The following is a 26,797-nucleotide window of genomic DNA, read 5'->3' as shown; positions in this document are numbered from 1 at the left end:
CTGTCTCCATCATGCAACCCGATACCCTGACCACGCGGCCCCAGGCCGCTCCCGGCAGCGCCCAGGACGGCGCCGCCCACGACGCGGCACGCGCGCCGCGCCGCATCTTGTCCCCCGAGCTGGTGCGCCCGGCGCTGCTCGCGGCATTGCGCAAGCTGTCGCCGCGCGAACAGCTGCGCAACCCGGTGATGTTCGTCGTCTATGCCGGCGCCATCCTGACCACGCTGCTGGCGCTGCGTGCGCTGGTCTCGCCGCTGCCGCATGCCACCGAAAGCGCGGGCTTTATCGTCGTGGTCACGATCTGGCTGTGGGTGACCGTGCTGTTTGCCAATTTTGCCGAGGCGCTGGCCGAAGGCCGCAGCCGGCAGCAGGCCGCATCGCTGCGCGGGCTGAAGAGCACCGCGAGCGCGCGCGTGCTGACCGAGGGTCGCCGCGACGGCGCCGTGCATGTGCGCCCGGCCACCACGCTGCGCCGCGGCGACGTGGTGCTGGCCGAGGCCGGCGACATGATCCCCGGCGACGGCGAGGTCATCGTAGGCGTGGCCTCGGTCGACGAAAGCGCCATCACGGGCGAGTCGGCACCGGTGATCCGCGAATCCGGCGGCGATTTCTCGTCGGTCACCGGCGGCACCCGCGTGCTGTCCGACTGGATCGTGGTGCGCATCACCACCAATCCCGGCGAAAGCTTTATCGACCGGATGATCTCGATGGTCGAAGGCGCGCGGCGCCAGAAGACGCCCAACGAGCTGGCGCTGACCATCCTGCTGGTCGGGCTGTCGATGGTGCTGCTGCTGGCCACGGCCACGCTGCTGCCGTTCTCCTCCTACAGCGTGCTGGCGACGGGCGCGGGGCTGCCGGTCACCGTGACCGTGCTGGTGGCGCTGCTGGTGTGCCTGATCCCGACCACCATCGGCGGGCTGCTGTCGGCGATCGGCGTGGCCGGCATGAGCCGCATGATGGCGGCCAACGTGATCGCAACCTCGGGCCGCGCGGTGGAGGCCGCCGGCGATGCCGACGTGCTGCTGCTCGACAAGACCGGCACGATCACGCTCGGCAATCGCCAGGCCGCCAGGCTGCTGCCGGCACCGGGCGTGACCGGGCGCCAGCTGGCCGCCGCCGCGTGGCTGTCGTCGCTGGCCGATGAGACCCCCGAGGGCCGCAGCATCGTGGTGCTGGCGCGCCAGCAGGCCGGCGCCGACGCCCCGGGCATGGGCGCGGCGCGGCCGGTGTTCGTGCCGTTCAGCGCGCAGACGCGCATGAGCGGCGTCGACCTCGACGACGGCGCGTCGCGGCGCAGCGTGCGCAAGGGCGCGGCCGATGCCGTGCGCCGCTACGTGGCCGAGCATGCGGGCAAGTTCCCGGATGCGGTCACGCACGCGGTCGAGGACGTGGCGCGGGCCGGCAGCACGCCGCTGGTGGTGGCCGAGCTGGCCGGGACCGAAGTGCGCGTGCTGGGCGTGGTGGAGCTGAAGGACACGGTCAAGCGCGGCATCCGCGAGCGCTTCGGCGAACTGCGCCGCATGGGCATCCGCACCGTGATGATCACCGGCGACAACCGGCTGACCGCCGCCGCGATTGCCGCCGAGGCGGGCGTCGACGACTTCCTCGCCGAGGCCACACCCGAAGCCAAGCTCGCGCTGATCCGCCAGTACCAGGCAGAAGGGCGGCTGGTGGCGATGACCGGCGACGGCACCAACGACGCTCCGGCGCTGGCGCAGGCCGACGTCGCGGTCGCCATGAACAGCGGCACGCAGGCCGCGCGCGAGGCCGGCAACATGGTCGATCTCGACAGCAACCCGACCAAGCTGATCGAGATCGTCGGCATCGGCAAGCAGATGCTGATGACCCGCGGCGCGCTCACCACCTTCAGCGTGGCCAACGACCTGGCCAAGTATTTCGCGATCATTCCGGCTGCCTTTGCCACCACCTATCCGCAGCTTGGCCTGCTCAACGTGATGGGGCTGGCGACGCCGGCATCGGCGATCCTGTCGGCCGTGATCTTCAACGCGCTGATCATCGTGGTGCTGATCCCGCTGGCTCTGCGTGGCGTGCGCTACCGCGCGCTCGGCGCCGCCGCGCTGCTGCGCCGCAACCTGCTGGTGTACGGGCTGGGCGGCATCGTGGTGCCGTTTGCCGGCATCAAGCTGATCGACCTGGGCCTGGCCGCCATGGGCTGGGCCTGATCCGACCCGACCCGACCCCAAACAATGTTCGGAGCAACCATGTCTCATCCAATTACTGCCGACACCGCGCACGCCGCGCAAACCGAAGGGCAGGGCGGCGTGCTGCGCCCGGCGCTGGTCATCCTGCTGGCGCTGTCGCTGCTGACCGGCCTGCTGTACCCCGCGGCGGTCACCATGATTGCCGGCGCCGCCTTTTCGCACCAGGCCGCCGGCTCGCTGATCGTGCGCGACGGCAAGGTGCTGGGGTCCGAGCTGATCGGCCAGCCGTTCTCCGCGCCCGGGGATTTCTGGGGCCGGCTCTCGGCGACCGCGCTGATGCCTTATAACGGAGGCGCTTCCGGCGGCTCCAACCTGGGCCCCTCGAACCCGGCGCTGGCCGACGCGGCACGCGCGCGCATCGACGCGCTGCGCGCGGCCGATCCCGGCAACACCGCGCCAGTGCCGGTGGACCTGGTGACCGCCTCCGGCAGCGGCCTGGACCCGCATATCAGCGTGGCCGCGGCCGACTACCAGGCGGCGCGCGTGGCGCGGGCGCGGGGTTTGCCGCTCGCGCAGGTGCGCGCGCTGATCGCCGCGCATACCGACAAGCCGCTGCTGCCGGTGCTGGGCGAGGCCGGCGTCAACGTGCTGCGGCTGAACCTGGCACTGGATGCGTTGCCGGCGCGCTGAGGCGGGAGGCCACGTTGGGGGCCACGCGCCGGCCTGCATGGCACAATCTGGCTGCGCTCGCGCTGCCGCAACGTGAGCGCGCCCACCATGCCCGTGCGCCCAGCCGACGACCTCCGTCCCGATCCCGACCACCTGTTGCAACGCCTGCAGGCCGACGGCGAACGCGCCGCGCGCGGACGCCTGCGCATCTACTTCGGCGCCTCGGCCGGCGTCGGCAAGACCTTTGCCATGCTGGCGGCGGCGCGCGCATTGCGCGAACAGGGGGGCGATGTCGTCGTGGGCGTGGTCGAAAGCCATGGCCGCGCCGAGACCGAGGCGCTGGCCGAAGGCCTCGAGCAGCTGCCGCGGCGCGTGCTCGAGCACCGCGGCCGTGCGCTGCAGGAATTCGATCTCGATGCGGCGCTGGCGCGCCGGCCGGCGCTGGTGCTGGTGGACGAACTGGCCCACAGCAACGCGCCCGGCAGCCGTCATCCCAAGCGCTGGCAGGACATCGCCGAGCTGCGCTCGGCCGGCATCGACGTCTGGACCACCGTCAACGTCCAGCACCTCGACAGCCTGAACCAGGCAGTGGCCGGCATCACCGGCATCCGCGTGCGCGAGACCGTTCCCGACGCGGTCTTCGACGAGGCCGACGAAGTGGTGCTGGTCGACCTGCCCGCCGACGAGCTGCTGCGCCGGCTGCGCGAAGGCCGGGTGTACGTGCCCGAACAGGCCCGCCACGCGGTGCAGCACTTCTTCCGCAAGGGCAACCTGATCGCGCTGCGCGAGCTGGCGCTGCGCCGCACCGCCGACCGCGTCGACGACGATGTGCGCGCCTACCGCCAGCAGGCGTCGATCGAGCCGGTGTGGCGCACGCGCGAAGCCGTGCTGGCCTGCATCGGCCACGGCAGCGATGCCGCGCAGGTGGTGCGCAGCGCGCGCCGGCTGGCCGCGCAGCTCGATTGCGACTGCCATGTGGTGACAGTGTCGGTGCCGCGGCTGGCGCCAGTGCCTGAGCCGCTGCGCGCGCAGCTCGACGAAGCCATGCGGCTGGCCGAGTCGCTGGGCGCGCGCACCGAGACCCTGGCCGGCAGCGACATGGTGGCGGCGGTGGCCGGCTATGTGCGGCGGCACAACCTGACCAAGGTATTGATCGGCCGCACGCCGGCGCGCTGGGCCGACCGCGGTGCTTCGCTGCCGAGCCGCCTGCACGGCTGCCTGGCACGTGCGCTGGCCCCGTGGCTGGGCGCGCGCGCCTGGCTGTTCGGGCGCAGCAGCTTTGCCGATGCGCTGGCGGCCGCGTGTCCGGAAGTCGACGTGATCCGCGTCGCGGCTGACGGGGTCCGGCATGATGCGTCCGACGCCGCCCGCGGCGCGCATGGCATCGAAGCGCAAGGTGACGGGGCACGTCCGGCGCAATGGCCCGGCCTGCTGTGGGCGGTGGCCTGGTGCGCCGCCGTCACCGCGCTGTCGGCGCTGGCGCGGCCATGGTTCGACCTGGTCAATATCGCCATGCTGTTCCTGCTGGCGGTGGCCGGGGTGGCGCTGCGCCATGGGCGCACCGCCGGCGCCTTCGCCGCGCTGGTGGCGGTGGGGGCGTTCGACTTCTTCTTCGTGCCGCCGCAGCTGTCGTTCGCGGTCAGCGACGTGCAATACCTGGTGACCTTCCTCGTGATGCTGGCGGTGGGGCTGGTGATCGGGCAGCTCACCGCCGGGCTGCGCGAGCAGGCGCGCGTGTCGGTCCAGCGCGAGACCGATGCGCGCACGCTGTACGAGCTGGCGCGCGAACTGTCGGCGGCGCTGACCGATACGCAGATCGTCGCCATCGGCGGCCGCTTCCTGCGTGCGGCGTTCGACGCGCGTGCGGCGTTTTTCCTGGCGGGCCCGCAAGGGCGGCTGCAAGCGGCCGCCACCGATGCCGAGAGCGCGGCGCAAGCCGGCGTCGCCGCGCAGAGCGACGCCATCGACCATGTGCTGGCGCAATGGGTGTTCGACCACGGGCAGCCGGCCGGCACCGGCACCGACACGCTGCCGGCGGGCACGGTGCTGTACCTGCCGCTGAAAGCGCCGATGCAGGTGCGCGGCGTGCTCGCGGTCGAGCCGCGCGCCTGGCGTGCCTTTGCGCAGCCCGCGCTGCGACGCCAGGCCGATGTCTTTGCCACGCTGATCGCGATCGCGCTGGAGCGGCTGCATTACGTCGAGGTTGCGCAGCAGGCCCTGCTGACGATGGAGTCCGAACGCCTGCGCAGCTCGCTGCTGGCGGCGGTGTCGCACGACCTGCGCACGCCGCTGACCAGCCTGATCGGCATGGCCGAGACGTTGCAGCGCGGCACGCCGCCGCTGGCGCCGGACGTGGCCGACGCGGTCGGCGCCATGCGCGACCAGGCGCGGCGCATGCATGCGATGGTCGCCAACCTGCTCGACATGGCGCGGCTGCAGGGCCCCAACGTGGCGCTGCGCAAGACCTGGCAGTCGTTCGAAGAACTGGCCGGCGCGGCGCTGGCGTCACTGCGCGACGCGTTGGCGCGGCACCGCGTGGTGGTGGCCGACCTGTCGGCGCTGCCGCTGGTGGAATGCGATGGCGTGCTGATCGAGCGCGTGCTGTGCAACCTGCTCGAGAACGCCGCCAAGTACACCGCGCCGGGCACCGAGATCCGGCTGCGCGGCGAGCTCACCGAAGCCTCGGTGAGTCTGATCGTCGAGGACGACGGCCCCGGCGTGCCGCCCGCGATGGCGCGTCAGGTGTTCGAGAAATTCACGCGCGGCGAGCGCGAATCCGCCACCAGCGGCGTCGGCCTGGGGCTGGCCGTGTGCGAGGCGATCGTGCAGGCGCACGGCGGCAGCATCCGGGTCGAGCCGGTGCATCCGGCGCAGGCCGCTAGGGTCGATGGGAAGGGCGCGCGCTTCGTGGTCACGCTGCCGCGCGGCACCCCGCCCGTGCTGGAGCCCGAAGCGGCCGGCGTGCCGGCCTGAACCCGCCAACCTTGCAAGGAAGCAACCGGTCATGCCATTCGAGTTTTCGCCCACGGTGCTGCTGGTGGAAGACGAGCCCCATATCCGCCGCTTCGTGCGCGCGGCGCTGCAGGACGAGGGCTGCACGGTGCACGAGGCCGAGACGCTGCAGCGCGGCCTGATCGAGGCCGGCACGCGCCAGCCCGACCTGGTGATCCTGGACCTGGGCCTGCCCGATGGCGATGGCGTCTCGATGATCGGCGAGCTGCGCACCTGGACCGAAGTGCCGGTGCTGGTGCTGTCGGCGCGCACCGACGAGACCGAGAAGATCCGCGCGCTCGACGCCGGCGCCGACGACTACCTGACCAAGCCCTTCGGCGTGGGCGAACTGGTGGCGCGGCTGCGTGTGCTGTTGCGCCGGCATGCGCGCGCCGGCGCCCAGGGGCGGGCGCAGGTGGCGTTCGGCGATGTCGCCGTCGACCTCGCCAACCGGCAGGTCACCCGCGGGGGCGAGGCGGTGCACCTGACCCCGATCGAATACCGCCTGCTGGCGGTGCTGCTGGCGCACCGCGGCAAGGTCATGACCCACCGCGAGCTGCTGCGCGAAGTGTGGGGGCCGTCCCACGCCGACAGCAGCCACTACCTGCGCGTCTACATGGGCCACCTGCGCCACAAGCTGGAAGCCGACCCGGCCCAGCCGGCGTGGCTGCTGACCGAGGTCGGCGTCGGTTATCGCTTCGCCGGCTAGGCCCACCAGGCGTTACATCGTCCGTTTCCAACGGATCACGCTCCGCGTGAGGGCGGCGCTCGTCCATGCCCTCCACTCCCGGTAAACCCGCAAACGCGTCGAAAACGTTTGACGGGTAAATTCATGTGTATAAACTATTATTCATGAACATGAATTCAGGCAGGAGACCCGGATGTCGGACCAACCCGTTTATTTCATCTCGACCGCCGAGGTCGAGGGCTACCACCCTGCCAACCATGTCGGCACGCTCAACCGCCGACTGATCGCGCCCGAGACGGTCGGCTCGCGCCATCTGGAAGTGATCCACGGCACCATTGAGAAGGGCAAGGGCGCGCTGCCGCATGCGCATCCCGGCATCGAACAGGTTTGCTACGTGCTGGAAGGCCGCGCCATTGCCGAGGTCGGCGGCCAGCGCCGCGAGCTGGGTCCGGGCGATTGCTGCTTTTTCCCGCCGGACCAGATGCACGTCTTCACGGTGGTCAGCGACGAGCCGGCGAAGATTTTGGTGATCTATTCCCCGCCCTACGAGGAATCCCCTGAACGCGTGATACGGCCCGCCTGACCGGCGGCGTCGCGGGCAGGGCACAAAATTACAGGAGACAACCACCGTGAAGTCCTTCAAGAACGCTTTTGCCGGCCTGGTGCTGGGTTGCGGCGCGGCGCTTGCCGCGACCCCGGCGCTGGCCGCCGATGAATTCCCCGCCAAGCCGCTGCGACTGGTGGTGCCGTTTGCCGCCGGCAGCGGCACCGATGCGGTGGCGCGCCTGACCGCGAAGTACCTGGGCGAGTCGCTGCAGCAGCCGGTGGTGGTCGACAACAAGCCCGGCGCCAATGGCACCATCGCCGCCGAGTTCGTGGCCAAGGCGCCCGCCGATGGCTATACGCTGTTCATGACCACCAACACCACGCATTCGGCCAACCCGTCGCTGATGAAGCAGCTGCGCTATGACCCGGTCAAGGATTTCACGCCGATCTCGCGCATGGGCAACCTGCCGTTCATGCTGGTGGTCAACCCGGCGCTGCCGGTCAAAACGCTGCGCGAGTTCATCGACTACGCCAAGGCGCATCCGGGACTCACCTATGCCAGCGGCAACAGCACCGGCATCGTCTCGGGCGCGACGCTGTCGAAGATGGCGGGGCTGAAGATGCTGCACGTGCCGTACAAGAGCACGCCACCGGCGATGACCGACGTGATGGGCGGACAGGTGCAGGCGATGTTCGTCGACTTCGCCGCCGGCATCGCCAACGTGCGCGCCGGCAAGCTGCGCGCGCTGGCGGTGACCACCGCGCAGCGCAGCGCGCTGCTGCCGGATCTGCCGCCGCTGGCAAGCGTGCCGGAGCTGAAGGGCTTCGACGTGACCTCGTGGAATGGCGTGTTCGCGCCGGCCGGGGTGCCGGCACCGGTGGTGGCGCGGCTGAACCGCGAGCTGGTGGCGATTGCCACCAGCAAGCAGCATGCGGCGCAGTTCCACGCGCTGGGCTTCGAGCCGTTCGGCAGCACGCCGGCCGAACTCAACCAGTTTGTCGTAGCCGAGCTGCAGAAGTGGGCGCGGCTGGTGAAGGACGCGGGCATCCAGCCGGAATAAGACACCATCGAACAGACAACGACAGCAAGCAGGTAACGCAATGAATTTCGATCTCTCCGAAGAACAGGCCTCCATCGTCGAGGCCGTGCAGCAGGTTTGCGCGCAGTTCGACATGGAATACTGGGACCGCCTCGACAAGTCCGGCACCTATCCGCACGAGTTCTACAAGACGCTGTGCGAAGGTGGCTGGCTCGGCGTGGCCATGCCGGAGGCGTTTGGCGGCGCTGGACTGGGCATCCTGGAAGCGGCGCTGGTGATGCAGACCATCTCGCAATCCGGCGCGGGCATGACCGGCGCGTCGGCGGTGCACATGAACGTGTTCGGCCTGAACCCGGTGGTGGTGTTCGGCACCGACGCGCAGAAGGGCCGCTTCCTGCCGCCGCTGATCGCCGGCCAGGAGAAGGCGTGCTTCGGCGTGACCGAGCCCGACGCCGGGCTCGACACCACCAAGCTCAAGACCTTTGCACGCAAGGTGCCGGGCGGCTATTCGGTCAGCGGGCGCAAGATCTGGATCTCGACCGCGCAGGTGGCCGACCGCATGCTGCTGCTGGCGCGCACCACGCCGCTGGAATCGGTGAAGAAATCGACCGAGGGGCTGTCGCTGTTCTATACCAAAGTCGACCGCAGCAAGATCGAGATCCGCGAGATCGACAAGATGGGCCGCGCCGCCGTCGACACCAACATGCTGTTCATCGACGACCTGTTCATCCCCGACGAGGACCGCATCGGCGAAGAGGGCAAGGGCTTCGAGTACATCCTGCACGGGCTCAACCCGGAGCGCATCCTGATCGCGGCCGAGGCCATCGGGCTGGGCCGCGCGGCGCTGGCCATCGCCACGCAGTACGCCAAGGAACGCGTGGTGTTCGGCCGCCCCATCGGCATGAACCAGGGCGTGCAGCATCCGCTGGCGCAGGCGTGGATGCAGCTGGAGTCGGCCAACCTGATGATGCTCAAGGCCGCGGCGCGCTACGACGCGGGCCAGTCCTGCGGGGCCGAGGCCAATGCCGCCAAGTATCTCGCCGCCGAGGCCGGCCACAATGCCTGCCAGACCGCGATCCTGACGCTGGGCGGCATGGGCTATTCGCGCGAGTACCGGGTCGAGCGGCTGCTGCGCGAGTCGTATATCCCGCGCATCGCGCCGGTCAGCCCGCAGCTGATCCTGTGCTTTATCGCCGAGCGCGTGCTGGGCTTGCCGAAGTCGTACTGAGTGGGAGCGGCGATGCAAGACAAGCCAGTGCAGGCCAGTGCGCCGACCGGGCCGCTGGCCGGGATCCGCGTGATCGACATGACGTCCGTGGCGATGGGGCCGTATGCCACCCAGATCCTGGGCGACATGGGTGCCGAAGTGATCAAGGTCGAGCCGCCCGCCGGTGACGTATTCCGCCACGCCGAGCCGGCGCGGCACGCCGCCATGGGTGCGAGCTTCCTCAACCTGAACCGCAACAAGCAGTTCGTGGTGCTGGACGTGAAGCAGCCCGACGACCTGGCGGCGCTGAAGGCGCTGATCGCGGGCGCCGATGTCTTTGTCTCCAACGTGCGGCCGCAGTCGCTGCGCAAGCTGGGACTCGACTATGCCTCGCTGTGCGCCGACCATCCGCGGCTGATCTACTGCGGCGCCTATGGCTATTCGGAGTCAGGGCCGTACGCCGGCGCGCCGGCGTTCGACGACATCATCCAGGCGCGCAGCGGCATGGCGCAGTTCCAGGGCGCCAACTCGAACGAAGGGCCGCAGTACGTCAACACCATCCTCGCCGACAAGGTGGCCGGGCTGACCGTGGCCTATGCGATTCCGATGGCGTTGTACGAGCGCGAGCGCTCCGGCCGCGGCCAGGCCATCGAGGTGCCGATGTTCGAGACGCTGGTATCGTTCCTCGCCACCGAACAACTGGCCGGGCAGACCTTTGTGCCGCCGCTCGGGCCGGCCGGCTATCCGCGCGTGATGTCGCTGCACCGCAAGCCGTACCGCACCCGCGACGGGCATATCGCGCTGCTGCCGTACACCAGCGCGCAATGGCAGCGCTTCTTCGATGTCTCCGGTCATGCACCGCTGGCCAGCGATCCGCGCTACGCGACGCCGGCCGCGCGCAGCGCCAATATCGACGCGCTCTATGCCACGCTGGCCGAGATCGTCGCGCAGCGCACCACCGCCGAATGGCTGGCGTTGCTGCGCGATGCGGACATACCGCACAGCGAGGTGCCGCACTTCGACGGCCTTGCCGACGACCCGCACCTGCGCGCCACCGGCATGATGTTCGAGTACGACCATCCGAGCGAAGGGCGCCTGCGCGGCGTGGGCATTCCCACGCGCTTCTCGCGCACGCCCGGCAATATCCGCAGCTGGCCGCAGGCCTTGCCGCCGGCCGCGCGTCAGGAGGACTGACCCGCGCTGCCGCCGCGTACAATCCCGGCCAAGGGATACTGAAGTCGAGGAAGCCAACGATGGCAGCAAACGAAGCGGCGGAGAAGTCCGGTTACGGCAGCGTCAAGACGGCGCTGCGCGTGATCGAGATCATGGAAATCTATGCGCGCGAAGGGCGCTCGCTGACGCTGACCGAGCTGGCCAAGCTGCTGGGCGCGCCGATGTCGAGCTGCCTGGGGCTGATCCGCACGCTCGCCTCGCTGGGCTATCTCTACGAGACCGGGCGCCGCCAGGGCTACTACCCGACGCGCCGGCTGCTCGACATCGCGCAACGCATCGCCCGCAACGACCCGCTGCTGGAGCGCGTGCAGCCGGTGCTGGAGTCACTGCGCGATGCCACCGGCGAGACCGTGGTGTTCGGCAAGCTGCAGGAAGACGGGCGTGTGCTGTATCTGGAAGTGCGCGAATCCACCAACCCGGTGCGCTATATCGCCGCGCCGGGCGAGCTGCGCGATGCGCATGTCAATTCAATCGGCCGTGCCATCCTGGGCACCTTGACCGCGGAGAACCGCGCGGAACTGCTGGCCGGCGTTTCCTTTGCGTCGCGCACCGGGCGCACGGTGGACTCGCTGCGCGTCTTCGAGGCAGCGATGCAGCAGTGGCAGGCGCAAGGGTGGTATCCGAACTTCGGCGAGTCGTTCCCGGACCTGGGGGCCATCGCGATCCCGGTGTCGCTCGGCGGCGTTGCCTACGGGATGTCGGTGGCGGGGCCGTTGCATCGGGTCGAAGCCAATGCGGAGGCTATCGTCGTGGCGCTGAAGGCAGCAGGCGGTTCGCTGCAGGGATAAGCGCACGACAGGGCCGCTGCCGCCAACGCAGGTGCACCCGCAAACGAAAAAGCCCGGTGCGTTTGCACCGGGCTTCCGTATCGGTTGGCTCCCCGACCTGGGCTCGAACCAGGGACCTGCGGATTAACAGTCCGTCGCTCTACCGACTGAGCTATCGGGGAACAGCTGAGAAAGAAATTATAGCCAGTTTCTCATTTCTTCGTCAACACCCTTTCGATATTCAGTTCTCGGAGTGCGGGGAAGGCTGGCTTGCTGCCTGGCGTGCGATCCAGAGGGCTGGATGCCGGCTTCGCGACCGTGGGCGCCGAACAGCGAGGCCGCATTATAGCGATGGTTCCAGCCTTGTGCCAGAAAAAAACCGCCTCGCGGCGGTTTTTTTCTGCGGGGACCGGCAGCAGGTCAGTCGAACACCGGCGATTCCACGCCCAGCACCTTGTGCAGCTTCGGCGAGGTGGTGGTGTACTGCATGTGGATCTTCTTTTCGGGGAAGATATACGGTGCAGCACCGAACGCGGCCAGCGCGGCCTCGTGGAAGCCCGACAGGATCAGCTTTTTCTTGCCGGGGTAGGTGTTGATATCGCCGACCGCGAAGATGCCTGGGATATTGGTCTGGAATTTCTCCGTGTCCACCTTGATCTGCTTGCGCTCCAGGTCCAGGCCCCATTCGGCGATCGGACCCAGCTTGGGCGACAGCCCGAAGAACACCAGCAGGTCGTCGAGCGGCAGGCGGCGGGTCACGCCGTCGGCGCCGGACACCTTGATCTCGGTGAGCACGCCGTCCTTCTCTTCATAGCCGCTGATCTGGCCAACCAGGAACTGCATTTCCATCTGCTCGCACAGTTCCTTCATCTTGGCGACCGACGCCGGCGCGGCGCGGAAGCCGTCGCGGCGGTGGATCATCACCACCGACTCAGCCTTGCCGACCAGGTCCAGGGTCCAGTCCAGCGCCGAGTCGCCGCCGCCGACGATCACCAGGTTGCGGCCGTGGAAGCGGCTCGGATCCTTGACGCGGTAGAACAGCTGCTTGCCGTCGAACTTGTCGATGCCATCGACCTTCAGCGTGCGCGGCTGGAACGAGCCCACGCCGGCGGCAATGAAGATGGTCTTGGTGATGAAGCGCGTGCCGAGCGAGGTCTCGACGAAGAAGCGGCCGTCTTCACGGCGCTCGACCACGGAGACTTCCTGGCCCAGGTGGAAGGTGGGCTCGAACGGCTCGATCTGCTTGAGCAGGTTGTCGGTCAGTTCCTGGCCGGTGCAGCTGGGCACGGCGGGGATGTCGTAGATGGGCTTGTCCGGATACAGCTCGACGCACTGGCCGCCAACGACCTTCAGGGAATCGATGACGTGGGCCTTGATTTCGAGCAGGCCCAGTTCGAACACCTGGAACAGACCTACCGGACCGGCACCGACGATCAGCGCGTCGATTTCCAGCGGCTGGCCGCCTGCGGGGCTGCCGCCCTCGACCTGCCTGGTCGTGTCGGCAACGGGATTTGGAATGCTCAAGTCCATATTCGTCCTGATACGTTGGTTGGGCACGCGGGTGCCCGGCATTGCGGAAAGCGCGTGGGGACGGCTTTCTTTGCTGCCCGGTGCGCTCAGCGCTCCAGGTACTGCAGCTTGTCGGTGGCGTCCTTCCATTCCTCGGCCTCGGCCAGCGGGGCCTTGGTCTTGGTGATGGAGGGCCAGTTGCGGGCCAGCTCGGCGTTCAGCTCGATGAACTGCTGCTGGTCGCCCGGCACGTCTTCCTCGGCGTAAATGGCGTTCACCGGGCATTCGGCCACGCACACGGCGCAGTCGATGCACTCATCCGGGTCGATGGCGAGGAAGTTCGGGCCTTCGCGGAAACAATCGACCGGACACACGTCAACGCAGTCTGTGTAGCGGCAACGGATGCAGGATTCGGTGACAACGTGAGTCATTTCGGTTCCAGGAAAACGGGTCGGCTTTTAATGGGAAACTGTGGGGCCGCTTCTTGCCGGCGAGACGCGCCGCATCCATCACATGGAAGTGCCCGCGTGCCGCAGGGCAGCATGGGCTGGGCGAGCGCCGGCCGAGGCCTTTTGGAAACCGATATTGTAGCCGAGCCTTCTGGCAAGGATAGCCGGTCTATATAGCCGGATCAGATAGTTTTCTTATTTCTTTATGTACTTTTGATTTAACGCATGGTGGCCGGCTGGCGCCTTTGTCTGGTCCCCGGCATGCGCGCGGCAGCACCCGGCCAGCCGGCAGCGCACAGACTTCAGGTAGCATGGCGTTCTGACCCGGCATCGCCGTCTGGCCCGCTATGATCATCCAGTCTCTGCTCGACACCGACCTGTACAAATTCACGATGATGCAGGTGGTGCTGCATCAGTTCCCGCAGGCGCAAGTGGAATACCGCTTCAAGTGCCGCAACGCGGGCATCGATCTGACCCCATATATCGACGAGATCCGCGCCGAGGTGGCGCACCTGTGCCAGCTTCGCTTCACCGAGGAAGAGCTGGCCTACCTGCGCGGCCTGCGCTTCATCAAGAGCGATTTCGTCGATTTTCTCGGGCTGTTCCACCTGAACGAGAAATATGTCTCGGTGCGCCCGTCGCCGCAGGGCAACGGCGAGATCGAGATTTCCATTATCGGTCCGTGGCTGCACACCATCCTGTTCGAGGTGCCGGTGCTGGCCATCGTCAATGAAGTCTATTTCCGCCGCACCCAGCCCCAGGCCGACCTGGCCGAAGGCCGCCGCCGGCTGGAAACCAAGCTGGCCCTGCTGAAGACACCCGAACTGGGCGACTGCGTGATCGCCGACTACGGCACGCGCCGGCGCTTCTCGCGCGACTGGCAGGAAGAGGTGCTGCTGACCATGCGGCGCCTGCTGGGCCCGCAGCTGGCGGGCACCAGCAATGTCCACTTCGCGCGCCTGCACAATATGGTGCCGCTGGGCACGATGGCGCATGAATACCTGCAGGCCTGCCAGGCGCTGGGACCCCGCCTGCGGGATTCGCAGGTGTTTGCGCTGGAGCGCTGGGCGCGCGAATACCGCGGCGACCTGGGCATCGCGCTGTCGGATACCTATGGCTTCGACGCCTTCCTGCGCGACTTCGACCTGTATTTCTGCAAGCTCTTTGACGGCGTGCGCCACGATTCCGGCGATCCGGTGCTGTGGGGCGAGCGCATGGTGGCCCACTATGCCGCCAACCGCGTCGACCCGCGCACCAAGACGCTGATCTTCAGCGACAGCCTCGACATCCCGCGCGTGATCGAGCTGTACCAGCGCTTCCACGGCCGTTGCCGGCTGGCATTCGGCGTCGGCACCAACCTGACCAACGACCTGGGCTACACGCCGCTGCAGATCGTGCTGAAGATGGTGCGCTGTAACGGGCAGCCGGTGGCCAAGCTGTCGGACACGCCGGAAAAGACCATGTGCGACGATCCCGGGTACCTGGCCTACCTGCGCCAGGTGTATTCGGTGCAGCCCGCCGCGTAGCAAGCTTCCACTCGGCGCGCCGCTGTATCGACCTGCAGCGTGCCGCTGGATCGACCCTATAATCGCCGCATCGCGCCTTTGCGCATTGCCATCCCAGCCAGGCCCCATGGAAACCAACGACGCCCGCGACCGCATCTTTGCCCGCATCCGAGCCGCCCAGGGCAGGACGGCCCGGCCGAGCGCGGGGGAGCGCGGCGCCGTTGCCGATTACCTGGCCCGTCACCCGCAGGGGCCGCGTCCGGCCGCCGCGCCCGACCTGGCAGAAGCCTTCCTGGCGCAGGCGCAGCGCATGGCCTCAACCGTGGACCGCGTCGCGACCCTGGCCGACGTGCCCGCCTCCACGGGGCGATATCTCGACAGCCTGGGCCTGGTGCGCCGCGCGGTCGCGTGGGATGAATTCGGGCCGTTGCCGTGGCAGGACGCAGGGCTGACGGTGGAGTGCCGCCCGCCGGTGCGCGATGCCGTCGCCGACCGCGAGCATGGCGACCTGGTCGGCATCACCGGCTGCTTCTGCGCGATTGCCGAGACCGGCTCCCTGATGCTGCTGTCCGGGCCGGCCACCTTCGCCTCGGCCGCGCTGCTGCCCGAGACCCATGTCGCGGTGGTGCCGCGCTCGCGCATCGTCGCCGGCCTGGAAGATGCGTTTGCGCTGGTGCGCAGCGAGCGCGGCGAGCTGCCGCGCGCCACCAACATCATCAGCGGTCCGTCGCGCACCGGCGATATCGAGCAGACCATCGTGCTGGGCGCGCACGGCCCGTACCGCGTGCATGTGATCCTGGTCGACGCGGCCTGATCCGCGTGGCGCGGAACCGGCGCGCCGCAATCCGAAAATGCACGCCGCAAGGGGGATCGCGGCAGGGCCTTGCATTACACTTGCAGGCTTGCCCGCGCGCTTTGGCATCGCGCCGCGCGCGCCATGACCGCTGCATTGTTCGAGGAGATCCTGCCTGATGCGACGTGCCCCCGTGCTGTTGCCACTGCTGGCCATGCTGGCCGCCTTTCCCGCCGCCGGCCATGCCGCCGATCTCGACGGGGCGTCGCTGTCGCCGCTGTGGGGCCTGCCCTTTGCCGGCATCCTGCTGTCGATCGCGCTGTGGCCGCTGCTGGGGCCGAAGTTCTGGCACCACCACTACGGCAAGATTGCCGCCGGCTGGGGACTGCTGTTCCTGCTGCCCTTCGCGTTCGTGTTCGGCGCGCATGCCGCCGCCGTCAGCACCGTGCACGCGCTGCTGGCCGAGTACATTCCGTTCATCGCGCTGATCACCACGCTCTATATCGTTGCCGGCGGCATCTGCGTGCGCGGCAACCTGCACGGCACGCCGGGGCTCAATACCGGCATCCTGGCGCTGGGCACGTTCCTGGCCAGCTTCATGGGCACCACCGGCGCGGCCATGCTGCTGATCCGGCCGCTGCTGCGCGCCAATGACAACCGCCGCCACGTGGCGCACGTGGTGGTGTTCTTTATCTTCCTGGTGGCCAACGCCGGCGGCTCGCTGACGCCGCTGGGCGACCCGCCGCTGTTCCTGGGCTTCCTGAAGGGCGTCGATTTCTTCTGGACCCTGCGCAACATCTTCCCGGAAACGCTCTTTATCTGCGCGGTGTTGCTGCTGGTGTTCTACCTGGTTGACCGGCACTACTACCGCAACAAGGAAGAGCAACTGTCGGTCGATCCCACCCCGGATTCGGGCGGCATCGCCATCGAAGGCAAGTTCAACTTCGTGCTGCTGCTGGCGGTGGTCAGCCTGGTGCTGATGAGCGGGCTGTGGAAGCCGGGGATCTCGTTCGACATCCTGGGCACCGAGGTGCCACTGCAGGCCGCGGTGCGCGACGCCCTGCTGGTGGTGGTGGCGGTGGTGTCGATGCTGGTCACACCGCGGGCGGCGCGCGTGGGCAATGAGTTCAACTGGGAACCCATCCTCGAGGTGGGCAAGCTGTTCGCCGGCATCTTCCTGACCATCATCCCGGTCATCGCCATGCTGAAGGCGGGTACCGACGGCGCCTTCTCGGGGGTGATCCGCGCGGTCAGCGACGCCAACGGCCAGCCGGTCGACAGCATGTATTTCTGGGCGACCGGCGTGCTGTCCTCCTTCCTCGACAACGCGCCGACCTACCTGGTGTTCTTCAATACCGCCGGTGGCGACCCCGCCACGCTGATGACGCGCGATGCCTCGACGCTGGCCGCGATCTCGGCCGGCGCGGTGTTCATGGGCGCCAACACCTATATTGGCAATGCGCCCAACCTGATGGTCAAGGCCATCGCCGAGAACCGCGGCGTGCGCATGCCGAGCTTCTTCGGCTACATGTTGTATTCGGGCATTTTCCTGCTGCCGCTGTTCGTCATCATGACTTTCCTCTTCTTCCATATCTGATGCCATGAAGCCGTCCGTCCTGGTCACCCGCGCCATCTATCCCGAAGTCATCGCGCACCTGGCGCAGTATTTCGATGTCGACGACAACCAGCAGGACGCGGTGCTCGACGCCGCGGCGCTGAAGGCGCGGCTGGCTGGCAAGGCCGGCGTGCTGGCCAATGCCGCCGACCGCATCGACGCCGGCGTCATTGCCGGGCTGCCGGCGTTGCGCGCGGTGTGCAACATGGCGGTCGGCTACAACAACCTGGACCTGCCGGCGCTGACTGCCGCGGGCATCGTCGCCACCAATACGCCCGATGTGCTGACGGAGACCACCGCCGATTTCGGCTGGGCCCTGCTGATGGCAACCGCGCGCCGCGTCACCGAGGCCGAGCACTACCTGCGCGCGGGCAAGTGGCAGCGCTGGAGCTACGACATGCTGGTCGGCATGGACCTGTACGGCAGCACGCTGGGCATCCTGGGCATGGGCCGCATCGGCCAGGCGCTGGCGCGGCGTGCGGGCGGGTTTGGCATGAATGTGCTGTACCACAACCGCAGCCAGCTGCCGGCCGAGACCGAGCGCGCGCTCAACGCCCACTATGTCAGCAAGGAAGACCTGCTGCGCCAGTCCGATCACCTGCTGCTGGTGCTGCCGTACGGTCCGCAGAGCCACCACGCCATCGGCGCCGCCGAGCTGGCGCTGATGAAGCCCACCGCGACGCTGGTGAACCTGGCGCGCGGCGGCATCGTCGACGATGCCGCGCTGGCGCAGGCGCTGCGCGACAAGCGCATCTTCGGCGCCGGACTGGATGTGTTCGAAGGCGAGCCGGCCGTCCATCCGGACCTGCTGACGGTGTCCAACGTCGTGCTGACGCCGCATATCGCCAGCGCGTCCGAGAAAACCCGCCGCGCCATGGCCATGCTCGCGGCCGACAACCTGATCGCGGCGCTCGACCAGGGCCCGCAGGCCGGCCATCCGCCCACCGTGATCAACCCTGAAGTGATGGCGCATCGCCGCTGAGGTTTTCGCATGACCCTGATTCCGTTCCTGACGCTGGCCGCGGCGCTGCTCGCGGTCGTGCTGCTGGTCATCGTGTTGCTGCGCCAGCAGGCCGGGTCATCCGGCGCCGGCATGGCGCGGCAGCTCGACGAGATGCGGCTGGAGCAGGCACGCGGCATGGAACGGCTGGAGCGCGAGGTGCGCACCGAGGTGGCCGAGGCCGCGCGCGGCAGCCGCGGCGAGTCGGCGCAGCAGATGCTGCGCTTCCAGCAGGCGCTGTCGTCGCAGCTGACCGGCATCGCCACGCTGCAGAACAACCAGATCGACACCTTCGCGCAGCAGCTGGCCAAGCTGACCGAGACCAACACCCAGCAACTGGAGCAGGTGCGCCAGCACCTGATGCTGCAGTCGCAGCAGGCGCGCGACGAGCAGGCCGACACGCTGCGCCGCTTCGGCGACGGCCTGCAGCAACAGCTGGCGCAACTGTCCGAGGGCAACGAGCGGCGCCTGGCCGAGGTCCGCGCCACGCTGGAGCAGAAGCTGCAGGACATCGAGGCCAACAACGCCGCCAAGCTTGAGGAAATGCGCCGTACCGTCGACGAGAAGCTGCACGCGACGCTGGAGCAGCGCCTGGGGGAATCGTTCCGGCTGGTGTCGGACCGCCTCGAGCAGGTGCATCGCGGCCTGGGCGAAATGCAGGTGCTGGCGCAGGGCGTGGGCGACCTGAAGAAGGTGCTGACCAACGTGAAGTCGCGCGGCACCTGGGGTGAGGTGCAGCTGGAGATGCTGCTCGAGCAGATGCTGACGCCGGAGCAGTACGGCAAGAATGTCGAGACTGTGCGCAACTCGGGCGCGCGCGTGGAGTTTGCCATCCGCCTGCCCGGCAAGGCGGCGGGCGCGGATCCTGCGCCGGTCTGGCTGCCAGTCGACGCCAAGTTTCCCAAGGAACAGTACGAGCGGCTGGTCGACGCGCAGGAACGCGGCGATCCCGACGGCGTACTGGCGTTCGGCCGCGAACTGGAAACGGCACTGCGGCGCGAGGCCCAGACTATCGCCGAAAAATACCTGGCGCCGCCGCAGACCACGGACTTTGCCATCCTGTTCCTGCCGACCGAAGGGCTTTATGCCGAGGTGCTGCGCCGTCCCGGCCTGACCGACCAGCTGCAGCGCGACTATCGCGTGACCGTGGCCGGTCCCACCACGCTGACCGCGCTGCTGAACAGCCTGCAGATGGGCTTCCGCACGCTGGCGTTGGAAAAGCGCTCGAGCGAAGTGTGGGAAGTGCTGGGCGCGGTCAAGACCGAATTCGGCAAGTTCGGCGACGTGCTGGCCAAGACCCGCGATACCCTAGAGCGTGCCGCGCGCAATATCGAGCAGGCGGAAGTGCGCACGCGTCAGATGGCGCGCAAGCTGCGCACGGTGGAAGCGCTGCCGGGTGAAGCCGCGCAGCAGCTGCTTGGCCTCGGCCTGGAAGCTGCGGCGGATGGCACGCCGGAAAATACCAATAACGCGGAAAACAGCCAGGCCTGAGCGCGCGGCAGGGCAGGCGGGGAGAGCTGGAAAGGCGGCCGGCGTAGCGCCCGGCCGCGACTGGCAGTGTGCCGTTCAGCGGTCTTCTTCGGGAGACAGCTCGCGCACGTGGACCTCGATGCCGCCGAAGCGGGCAGCCACCCAGTTGTAGGCCTTGCAGGCCAGCCACAGCAGGCCAAAGCCGATCAGCGCATTGAGAATGATCGCGCTGAAGACCGTGATCGCCGGCAGGTCACCATAGCGGACGAAGGTGACGAACAGGCCGAGCGACACGATCGGCAGGGAGAAGCAAAGGTAGACCAGCACCAGCGCGCGGGCGGTCTTGACGGGGTGGAGGTACGCAATCTCCTGATTCATGACGGGGGATACTCGAATGTTTCTGAATCGTGCGCCAAGTGTAGCGATTGGCCGATGCCAAGCATAGCCCGGCGGCCGCGGGGCAGCCGAAAGCGCGGCGGCAACGGTGCCGCGGCGGCAAATGTGCAGCACAAAAACGACACATTGCTACGATCGTGTAGCGAATGGTTGCGCGCAGCTCCCGCCGTGCCGGTCAAACCAGCCCGTCGAACAACATCACCTCGACCGCGTCGCCCGCCTTGACCGAATCCTGCGCGTGGCCGAGCACGATAAAGCAGTTGGCCTCGCTCATCGAGCGCAGCACGCCCGAGCCCTGCTGGCCGGTGATGCGCACTTCCCACTCGCCGTCGCCAGCGCGCGCCAGGATGCCGCGCTGGTACTCGGTGCGCCCCGGCTTCTTGCGGATCGCCTGCGCGCTGCGCACGCGCAGCAGCGGCAGCGGCGGCACCGTCGCGCCCATCAGCCGGTGCAGCGCCGCACGCACGAAATGGTAGAAGGTCACCATCACCGCCACCGGATTGCCGGGCAGGCCGAACAGCAGGGCCGAGTGCGCGCCCGCGCCGTCGGCCTGGATGCGCCCGAAGGCCATCGGCCGGCCCGGGCGCATGGCGATCTTCCAGAACGTGACATCGCCCAGGCGCGCCATGATCTGCTTGGTGTAGTCGGCCTCGCCGACCGAGACCCCGCCGGAGGTGATGACCGCGTCGGCGCTCTCGCAGGCAGTGCGGAAAGCGGCTTCGAGCGACTCGGGATCGTCGCGCACCACGCCCATGTCGAGCAGGTCCACGTTCATCCGGCGCAGCATGCCATGCAGCGTGTAGCGGTTGGAGTCGTAGACACAGCCCGGGTCGAGCGGCTCGCCGATCGAGCGCAGTTCGTCGCCGGTGGAGAAGAACGCCACGCGCAGGCGCCTGCGCACGCGCACCTCGGCCACGCCCAGCGACGCCAGCAGGCCGAGGTTGGCCGGCTGCAGGATGCGTCCGGCCTGCAGCGCGGCCTGGCCACGGGCCAGGTCCTCGCCGCGCAGGCGCCGGTTGTCGCCGATGCGGACGCAGTCCGCGGCAAAGCGGATGCGCGCGCCGTCGGCGACGGTTTCGACAAACTCCTGTGGCACCACCGTATCGCAGCCGGCCGGCATCACCGCGCCGGTCATGATGCGCACCGCCTGCACCGCGGTCGGGGCCAGCGCGCCGGCGCCGCCGGCCAGCGCGCTGCCGATCACCTCGAGCTCGACCGTGTCGGTCTGCGCCGCGGCCAGGGCCGCACCGTGGAAGGCATAGCCATCCATCGCCGAGTTGTCATGCGCCGGCACGTCGATGGTCGAGACGATGTCCTCGGCCAGCACCCGGTCCAGCGCACTGCGGATCGGCAACTGCTCGATGCCGCGCACCGGCTCGACCACCTCGCCGATGATGCGGTTGGCGTGGTCTACCGGCAGCGCGGTGGGATCGTAGTCGGACAGGCAGGAAATGACGGATTGCAGCGATGGCATGGCGGCTCGGCGGTCGGCGGTGGCAGGATTCAGCGCGTTTCGTGCGCGCGCAGTTCGTCCAGGGTGTTGATATTGGCAAAGGCCGCGGCGTCGTCGAACAGCACTTCGGCCAGCCGGTGCGAGGCGGCCCAGGTCTCGATCTTGCGGCCGCCCCCGGAAAGATAAGCCACCAGGCTGTCGAGCGCACTGACCGGCATCAGGCAGAACACCGGCTGGGTCTGGCGCCGGCCGTCCTGGTCCAGCGTCACCGGAATCGCCAGCTCGGCGCCCTCGGCCTCGATCGCCTGTGCCAGCCGTGCCACCAGGTCGGTCGGCAGGAACGGCGAATCGCAGGGTGCCGTCACCATCCACGGGGTCGCGCATTGTTCCAGGCCGGCCAGCATCCCGGCCAGCGGGCCGGCGAAATCTGGCACGCTGTCGGTGTAGACCGGCACGCCGAAGGACTCATAGGCGGCCAGGTTGCGGTTGGCGTTGATCATCAGTCCGCCCACCTGGGGCGTCAGCCGCATCATCGTGTGCATGGCCATCGGCGTGCCCTGCAGCGGCTGCAGGCCCTTGTCGGTGCCGCCCATGCGGCTGCCCCTGCCGCCTGCGAGGATCAGGCCGGTGATGTCGTCGCGTGCAATCATGGAGTAGTTGTGGGGCGGGGTCAGCCGCCGATATAGGACATCTCGATCTTGCGCTCGGCGCGCCTGGCGCGCACTGCCGGGTCGCTGCGCTGCTCGGAATAGTTGTCGGTGCGGCCCTGCCATACCTGAGCGATCGCGTTGGAGATTTCCAGGTCGCTGTAGCCGCCGCGCAGCAGCGCGCGCAGGTCGAAGCCCTCGGTGGCGAACAGGCACAGGTAGAGCCGGCCTTCGGTGGACAAGCGGATGCGGCTGCAGTCGCCGCAGAAGGCATGGGTGACGCTGGAGATCACGCCGACCTCGCCGGCGCCGTCGCGGTAGCGCCAGCGTTCGGCGGTTTCGCCGGCATAGTTGGCCTGCACCGGCTCGAGCGGGAATTCGGCGTCGATGCGCTTCACCACTTCGGCCGACGGCAGCACTTCATCCATCTGCCAGTGGTTGCTCGCGCCGACGTCCATGAACTCGATGAAGCGGAGGATGATGCCGCTGTGGCGGAAGTGGCGCGCCATCGGCACGATTTCCTGGTCGTTGGTGCCGCGCTTGACCACCATGTTGACCTTGATCGGCGCCAGCCCCACGGCCTGCGCGGTCTCGATGCCGCGCAGCACGTCGGCGACGGCGAAGTCGACGTCATTCATGCGGCGGAAGGTGGCATCGTCGATCGCGTCCAGGCTGACGCTGACCCGCGTCAGGCCCGCGTCGCGCAGCGCGCGCGCCTTGCGCGCCAGCAGCGAGGCGTTGGTGGTCAGGGTCAGGTCCAGCGGCTTGCCCGACACGGTTTCGATCTTCGCCAGCATCTCCACCAGGTGCTCGATGTTCTTGCGCAGCAGCGGCTCGCCGCCGGTCAGGCGGATCTTCTCGACGCCGTGGGCAATGAACAGGCGCGCGGTGCGCTCGATCTCCTCGAAGCTCAGCAGTTCGGAATGCGGCAGGAAGGTGTAGTCCTTGTCGAACACTTCCTTCGGCATGCAGTAGACGCAGCGGAAATTGCAGCGGTCCGTCACCGAAATACGCAGGTCGTGCAGCGGCCGGCCGCGGCGGTCGGCCACCAGGCCGGTCGGCGCAACCAGGTTGCCGGGAATGCTGGGCGTCATCGAACGGTAGCGATGGTCGCGCAGGTCGAAAATCGGGATGACGGATTCGGTCATGGCCTGTGGGTGGCACGGCTTCCGGGGAGCGGCACGGTAACGCAAGAAGCGATGTGGCGCGGGTGCTCGGGGGCCGGATGCATTCTGCTGCCATTCTAGCCGAGGCCGGGGCGGGGCATCCGCATCCCGCGGTGATGACGGGGATTCACAGGGATTGCCACGCGCCCGTCGCCCATGAAAAAAAGGGGACGGCCAGGCCGTCCCCTTCTTGCTGTGGCTGCAGCGCAGCGGCGTGCCTTACTGCTGCGATGCCATCTGCACTTCGCGGCTGCCGGTTTCCACCAGGATCATCGGGCCCTGGGGCAGCGGCGGCAGCGGCTTGCGCTCGCGCGGCACGCGCGGGGCGGGCACGATGCGGGCGGCGGCTTCCTGGGCCGAGCGCAGCTTGTCGCTGTCGGTATGGACCCATTGCAGGCCGGCGGTGGCCAGCATCGGCTCCAGGTTTTCCAGCGACGCCGGCGCTGCTGCAGGGACCGTAGCCGGGGCCGGGGCCGGGACCGAAGCGACCGGCTCGGCCGCCGGAGCGGTTGCCGCGACCGGTGCCGCCACGGGCTCCGGTGCGGGTGCCGCGGCGGGGGCAGCGGCCGGCACGACCGGCGTAGCGGTTTCGACCGCCGCGCTGAGCGCAGGCTCGGAGACGGCCTCCGCGGCAATGGCCTCGGTCACCGCCACGGCCACCGGCGTGACGGCTTCGGCAGGTTCGGCAGCTTGCGCGACCACCGGCTGGACCGCCGGGGTGGCTTCCGCCGCCGGTGCCGGCGTCACCTCTGCCGGCACCGCGATGCGGACGGCTTCGACGGCTTGGGGTGCGGGTTGCGCGGCTACGGGCACCTGCGGCGCGGGCTCGGCCGGCGCGCCGGCTTCGGCGCTGGCCGGGGCAAAATCTTCGGCGGCGGTGCCTTCGCCTTCACCTGCCACGCCTTGCACCGACTCGTCGCGTTCGCGGCGATAGCGGTTGCGGCCACGGCGGTTGCGGCGGCGGCGTTCCTCGCCCTCGGCGGTCTCCGCGCTTTCGGCGACACCTTCGGCGCCTTCCGGCAGTTCGGCGCGGGCCTGGGTGTCTTCGGTCAGGGCCTGCGGCAGCACGCCCAGGGCCTGGGCGGCAGCGATGGCTTCCGGCTGCGGCGCTTCACCGGCTTCGGCTTCGCGCAGTTCGGTGCGCTCGCGCTGCCGTTCGCGCTGGCGCTCGCGGCGTTCCTGGTTGCGGTCGCGGCGGCCTTCCTGGCGTGCCTCGGCGCGTTCGCCCTGGGCACGCTCGGCGGGCACGGCCTCGGCCTGGCGCGCCACGGCCGGCGTCGCCTGGCCTTCACCTTGCTGGCGCGGCTGGCGGCCCTGGCGTTCGCCCCGGCCTTCGCGCTGCTCACCGCGCTGCTCACCGCGCTCGGCGGCCTGGCGTTCGCCACGCTCGGCGCGTTCGGTGCGTTCGCCGCGCTCGCCACGTTCACCGCGCTGGCCCCGGCCCTGGCGCTCGCCACGCTCAGCGCGCTCGGTGCGTTCGCCACGTTCGGCGCGCTCGCCACGCTGGCCGCGGCCTTCGCCACGCTGACCGCGCTCACGACGGCCATCGGCGCTGCGGGTTTCCGCGGCGGCGGCCGGCTTGGCCGGCTCCACCACCGGCGGCGTGGCCGGACGGGCACCGAACAGGCCCTTCAGCCAGGCGATAAAGCCGCCGGCCTCCACCGGCTTGGTGGCCGGCACGGGCGGTGCCACCGGAGCGGCTTCCGGGCGCGGCGCGCGCTCGGGGCGCGGCACCGAGACCGGCGCGGGCTGCTCGGGCGTGATGCCCTTGACCGCGGCTTCCTGGCGCGGCTTGGCTTCTTCCTTGCGGCGGCTGCTGTAGCTGGTGTCGGCTTCCAGTTCCTTGGCGGCGGCCTCGGCCATCTTGTAGCTGGCGGTGCTGTCCTCCAGGCGCGGATCGTCGTGGCGCAGGCGCTCCAGCTTGTAGTGCGGCGTTTCCAGGTGCTTGTTCGGGATCAGCAGCACGTTGACCTTGAAGCGCAGCTCGATCAGGTTGATTTCCTGGCGCTTCTCGTTCAGCAGGAAGGCGGCGACCTCCACCGGCACCTGGCAGTGGATGGCGGCGGTGTTTTCCTTCATCGCCTCTTCCTGGATGATGCGCAGCACCTGCAGGGCGGACGATTCGGTATCGCGGATATGGCCGGTGCCGTTGCAGCGCGGGCAGGTGATGTGCGAGCCCTCGGACAGCGACGGGCGCAGGCGCTGGCGCGACAGTTCCATCAGGCCGAAGCGGCTGATCTTGCCCATCTGCACGCGCGCGCGGTCGTGGCGCAGCGCGTCCTTCAGGCGCGTCTCCACGTCCTTCTGCGCCTTGCCCGACTCCATGTCGATGAAGTCGATCACGATCAGGCCGCCCAGGTCGCGCAGGCGCAGCTGGCGGGCGATCTCGTCGGCGGCCTCGAGGTTGGTGCGCAGCGCGGTTTCTTCGATGTCGGCGCCCTTGGTGGCGCGGGCCGAGTTCACGTCCACCGAGACCAGCGCCTCGGTGTGGTCGATCACGATGGCGCCGCCCGACGGCAGCATCACCATGCGCGAGTAGGCCGATTCGATCTGGTGTTCGATCTGGAAGCGCGAGAACAGGGGCACATCATCCCGGTACTTCTTCACGCGGTTCATGTTGTCAGGCATCACCACGCTCATGAAGGCGCGGGCCTGTTCGTAGATCTCGTCGGTGTCGATGAGGATCTCGCCGATATCCGGCTGGAAGTAGTCGCGGATGGCGCGGATCACCAGGCTGGATTCCAGGTAGATCAGCAGCGGCGCCTTGTTGTCGCCGGCGGCGCCGTCGATGGCCTTCCACAGTTGCAGCAGGTAGTTCAGGTCCCACTGCAGTTCCTCGGCCGAGCGGCCGATGCCAGCGGTGCGGGCGATGATGCTCATGCCTTCCGGCACGGTCAGCTGCGCCATGGTCTCGCGCAGTTCCTGGCGGTCTTCGCCCTCGATGCGGCGCGACACGCCGCCGCCGCGCGGGTTGTTCGGCATCAGCACCAGGTAGCGACCGGCCAGCGAGATGAAGGTGGTCAGGGCCGCGCCCTTGTTGCCGCGCTCTTCCTTCTCGACCTGGACGATCAGTTCCTGGCCTTCATGCAGCGCGTCCTGGATGCGCGCGTTGCGCACGTCGATGCCTTCCTTGAAGAAGGCGCGCGCGACTTCCTTGAACGGCAGGAAGCCGTGGCGCTCTTCGCCGTAATTGACGAAGCAGGCTTCCAGCGAAGGTTCGATGCGGGTGATGACACCCTTGTAGATGTTGCCCTTGCGCTGTTCGCGCCCGGCAGTCTCGATGTCGATATCGATCAGCTTCTGACCGTCGACGATGGCGACGCGCAATTCTTCCTGTTGCGTCGCGTTGAACAGCATGCGTTTCATCGCAATACCTCACTCCAGTGTCGCGGGTGGCACCGTCTGGGCGGTGTCCGCGGCGATCCATGGAGCACGCGAGGGAGCGAGCGAGGCGCGAGAATTGCCGGAAAGCGCCGCTGCGCAAGACATGC

At 68.6% G+C, this 26,797-nt stretch carries 21 protein-coding genes and 1 tRNA gene; 14 read left to right on the top strand and 8 right to left on the bottom strand.

All coding sequences use genetic code 11. The features are described 5' to 3' along the window. The first annotated feature begins 11 nt into the window (after positions 1-11). From kdpB to ACEI37_RS21745, 9 genes are all read left to right on the top strand, one after another. On the top strand, positions 12-2,183 hold the full coding sequence (kdpB, locus tag ACEI37_RS21785) for a potassium-transporting ATPase subunit KdpB (protein ID WP_373378117.1): 2,172 nt from the start codon (positions 12-14) through the stop codon (positions 2,181-2,183). A gap of 39 nt (positions 2,184-2,222) precedes the next feature. After that, positions 2,223-2,852, top strand: a complete 630-nt coding sequence (gene kdpC, locus ACEI37_RS21780; protein WP_373378116.1) for a potassium-transporting ATPase subunit KdpC — start codon at positions 2,223-2,225, stop codon at positions 2,850-2,852. A gap of 87 nt (positions 2,853-2,939) precedes the next feature. Further along, positions 2,940-5,804: a DUF4118 domain-containing protein gene (locus ACEI37_RS21775; RefSeq protein WP_373378115.1), complete on the top strand. Its 2,865-nt coding sequence runs from the start codon at positions 2,940-2,942 to the stop codon at positions 5,802-5,804. Between the two features lie 31 nt (positions 5,805-5,835). Further along, on the top strand, positions 5,836-6,531 hold the full coding sequence (gene kdpE / locus ACEI37_RS21770; protein ID WP_373378114.1) for a two-component system response regulator KdpE: 696 nt from the start codon (positions 5,836-5,838) through the stop codon (positions 6,529-6,531). A gap of 172 nt (positions 6,532-6,703) precedes the next feature. Continuing rightward, positions 6,704-7,093: a cupin domain-containing protein gene (locus tag ACEI37_RS21765; RefSeq protein WP_373378113.1), complete on the top strand. Its 390-nt coding sequence runs from the start codon at positions 6,704-6,706 to the stop codon at positions 7,091-7,093. A 46-nt stretch (positions 7,094-7,139) separates the two neighbouring features. Then, a complete protein-coding gene (locus ACEI37_RS21760) occupies positions 7,140-8,117 on the top strand; it encodes a Bug family tripartite tricarboxylate transporter substrate binding protein (protein WP_373378112.1) in 978 nt (325 codons plus the stop codon). Positions 8,118-8,157: 40 nt separating this feature from the next. Next, positions 8,158-9,324: an acyl-CoA dehydrogenase family protein gene (locus tag ACEI37_RS21755; protein WP_012353341.1), complete on the top strand. Its 1,167-nt coding sequence runs from the start codon at positions 8,158-8,160 to the stop codon at positions 9,322-9,324. A gap of 12 nt (positions 9,325-9,336) precedes the next feature. Beyond that, positions 9,337-10,497, top strand: a complete 1,161-nt coding sequence (locus tag ACEI37_RS21750; protein WP_373378111.1) for a CaiB/BaiF CoA transferase family protein — start codon at positions 9,337-9,339, stop codon at positions 10,495-10,497. 59 nt (positions 10,498-10,556) lie between these two features. Continuing rightward, the gene (locus ACEI37_RS21745) at positions 10,557-11,324 is read left to right on the top strand and encodes an IclR family transcriptional regulator (protein ID WP_373378110.1); all 768 of its coding nucleotides are present in this window, start codon (positions 10,557-10,559) and stop codon (positions 11,322-11,324) included. A gap of 85 nt (positions 11,325-11,409) precedes the next feature. Here the strand turns inward: ACEI37_RS21745 and ACEI37_RS21740 are convergent. The 3 genes from ACEI37_RS21740 to fdxA all read right to left on the bottom strand — a co-directional run bounded on the left by ACEI37_RS21740 (position 11,410) and on the right by fdxA (position 13,243). Further along, a tRNA-Asn gene (locus ACEI37_RS21740) sits at positions 11,410-11,485 on the bottom strand. Between the two features lie 238 nt (positions 11,486-11,723). Continuing rightward, positions 11,724-12,833, bottom strand: coding sequence for an NAD(P)/FAD-dependent oxidoreductase (locus ACEI37_RS21735; protein ID WP_026164075.1), 1,110 nt, complete (start codon positions 12,831-12,833; stop codon positions 11,724-11,726). Positions 12,834-12,919: 86 nt separating this feature from the next. Further along, positions 12,920-13,243 carry a ferredoxin FdxA gene (fdxA, locus tag ACEI37_RS21730; RefSeq protein WP_112773948.1) on the bottom strand — a complete coding sequence of 108 codons (324 nt, stop codon included), beginning with the start codon at positions 13,241-13,243 and terminating at the stop codon, positions 12,920-12,922. A gap of 365 nt (positions 13,244-13,608) precedes the next feature. Here fdxA and pncB point away from each other — a divergent pair, with 365 nt between their 5' ends. The 5 genes from pncB to rmuC all read left to right on the top strand — a co-directional run bounded on the left by pncB (position 13,609) and on the right by rmuC (position 19,665). Beyond that, on the top strand, positions 13,609-14,787 hold the full coding sequence (gene pncB / locus ACEI37_RS21725) for a nicotinate phosphoribosyltransferase (protein ID WP_373378109.1): 1,179 nt from the start codon (positions 13,609-13,611) through the stop codon (positions 14,785-14,787). Positions 14,788-14,893: 106 nt separating this feature from the next. Continuing rightward, positions 14,894-15,580 (top strand): lactate utilization protein C, encoded by a 687-nt coding sequence (locus tag ACEI37_RS21720; protein WP_373378108.1) that lies wholly within the window; start codon positions 14,894-14,896, stop codon positions 15,578-15,580. 157 nt (positions 15,581-15,737) lie between these two features. Beyond that, entirely contained in the window at positions 15,738-17,156 is a 1,419-nt protein-coding gene (locus ACEI37_RS21715) for a sodium:proton antiporter (protein ID WP_373378107.1), read from the top strand. A 4-nt stretch (positions 17,157-17,160) separates the two neighbouring features. Then, positions 17,161-18,156, top strand: coding sequence for a 2-hydroxyacid dehydrogenase (locus tag ACEI37_RS21710; RefSeq protein ID WP_373378106.1), 996 nt, complete (start codon positions 17,161-17,163; stop codon positions 18,154-18,156). 9 nt (positions 18,157-18,165) lie between these two features. Beyond that, entirely contained in the window at positions 18,166-19,665 is a 1,500-nt protein-coding gene (rmuC, locus tag ACEI37_RS21705) for a DNA recombination protein RmuC (protein WP_373378105.1), read from the top strand. 75 nt (positions 19,666-19,740) lie between these two features. Here the strand turns inward: rmuC and ACEI37_RS21700 are convergent, their stop codons facing one another. The 5 genes from ACEI37_RS21700 to ACEI37_RS21680 form a co-directional block, all read right to left on the bottom strand. Beyond that, the gene (locus ACEI37_RS21700) at positions 19,741-20,022 is read right to left on the bottom strand and encodes a hypothetical protein (RefSeq protein ID WP_018005172.1); all 282 of its coding nucleotides are present in this window, start codon (positions 20,020-20,022) and stop codon (positions 19,741-19,743) included. 193 nt (positions 20,023-20,215) lie between these two features. Further along, positions 20,216-21,514, bottom strand: a complete 1,299-nt coding sequence (gene glp / locus ACEI37_RS21695) for a gephyrin-like molybdotransferase Glp (protein WP_373378104.1) — start codon at positions 21,512-21,514, stop codon at positions 20,216-20,218. Between the two features lie 29 nt (positions 21,515-21,543). After that, on the bottom strand, positions 21,544-22,143 hold the full coding sequence (gene mobA, locus ACEI37_RS21690; protein WP_373378103.1) for a molybdenum cofactor guanylyltransferase MobA: 600 nt from the start codon (positions 22,141-22,143) through the stop codon (positions 21,544-21,546). A 20-nt stretch (positions 22,144-22,163) separates the two neighbouring features. Then, a complete protein-coding gene (gene moaA, locus ACEI37_RS21685) occupies positions 22,164-23,288 on the bottom strand; it encodes a GTP 3',8-cyclase MoaA (RefSeq protein WP_373378102.1) in 1,125 nt (374 codons plus the stop codon). A gap of 237 nt (positions 23,289-23,525) precedes the next feature. Next, on the bottom strand, positions 23,526-26,672 hold the full coding sequence (locus tag ACEI37_RS21680) for an Rne/Rng family ribonuclease (protein ID WP_373378101.1): 3,147 nt from the start codon (positions 26,670-26,672) through the stop codon (positions 23,526-23,528). Positions 26,673-26,797 lie beyond the last annotated feature (125 nt).

The sequence above is a fragment of the Cupriavidus nantongensis genome (genome assembly GCF_041726985.1).
GTDB classification, from domain to species: Bacteria; Pseudomonadota; Gammaproteobacteria; order Burkholderiales; family Burkholderiaceae; genus Cupriavidus; species Cupriavidus nantongensis_A.
The sequence above is the reverse complement of the archived record's forward strand: the minus strand, read 5'-3'. Positions and strand labels throughout refer to the sequence as shown.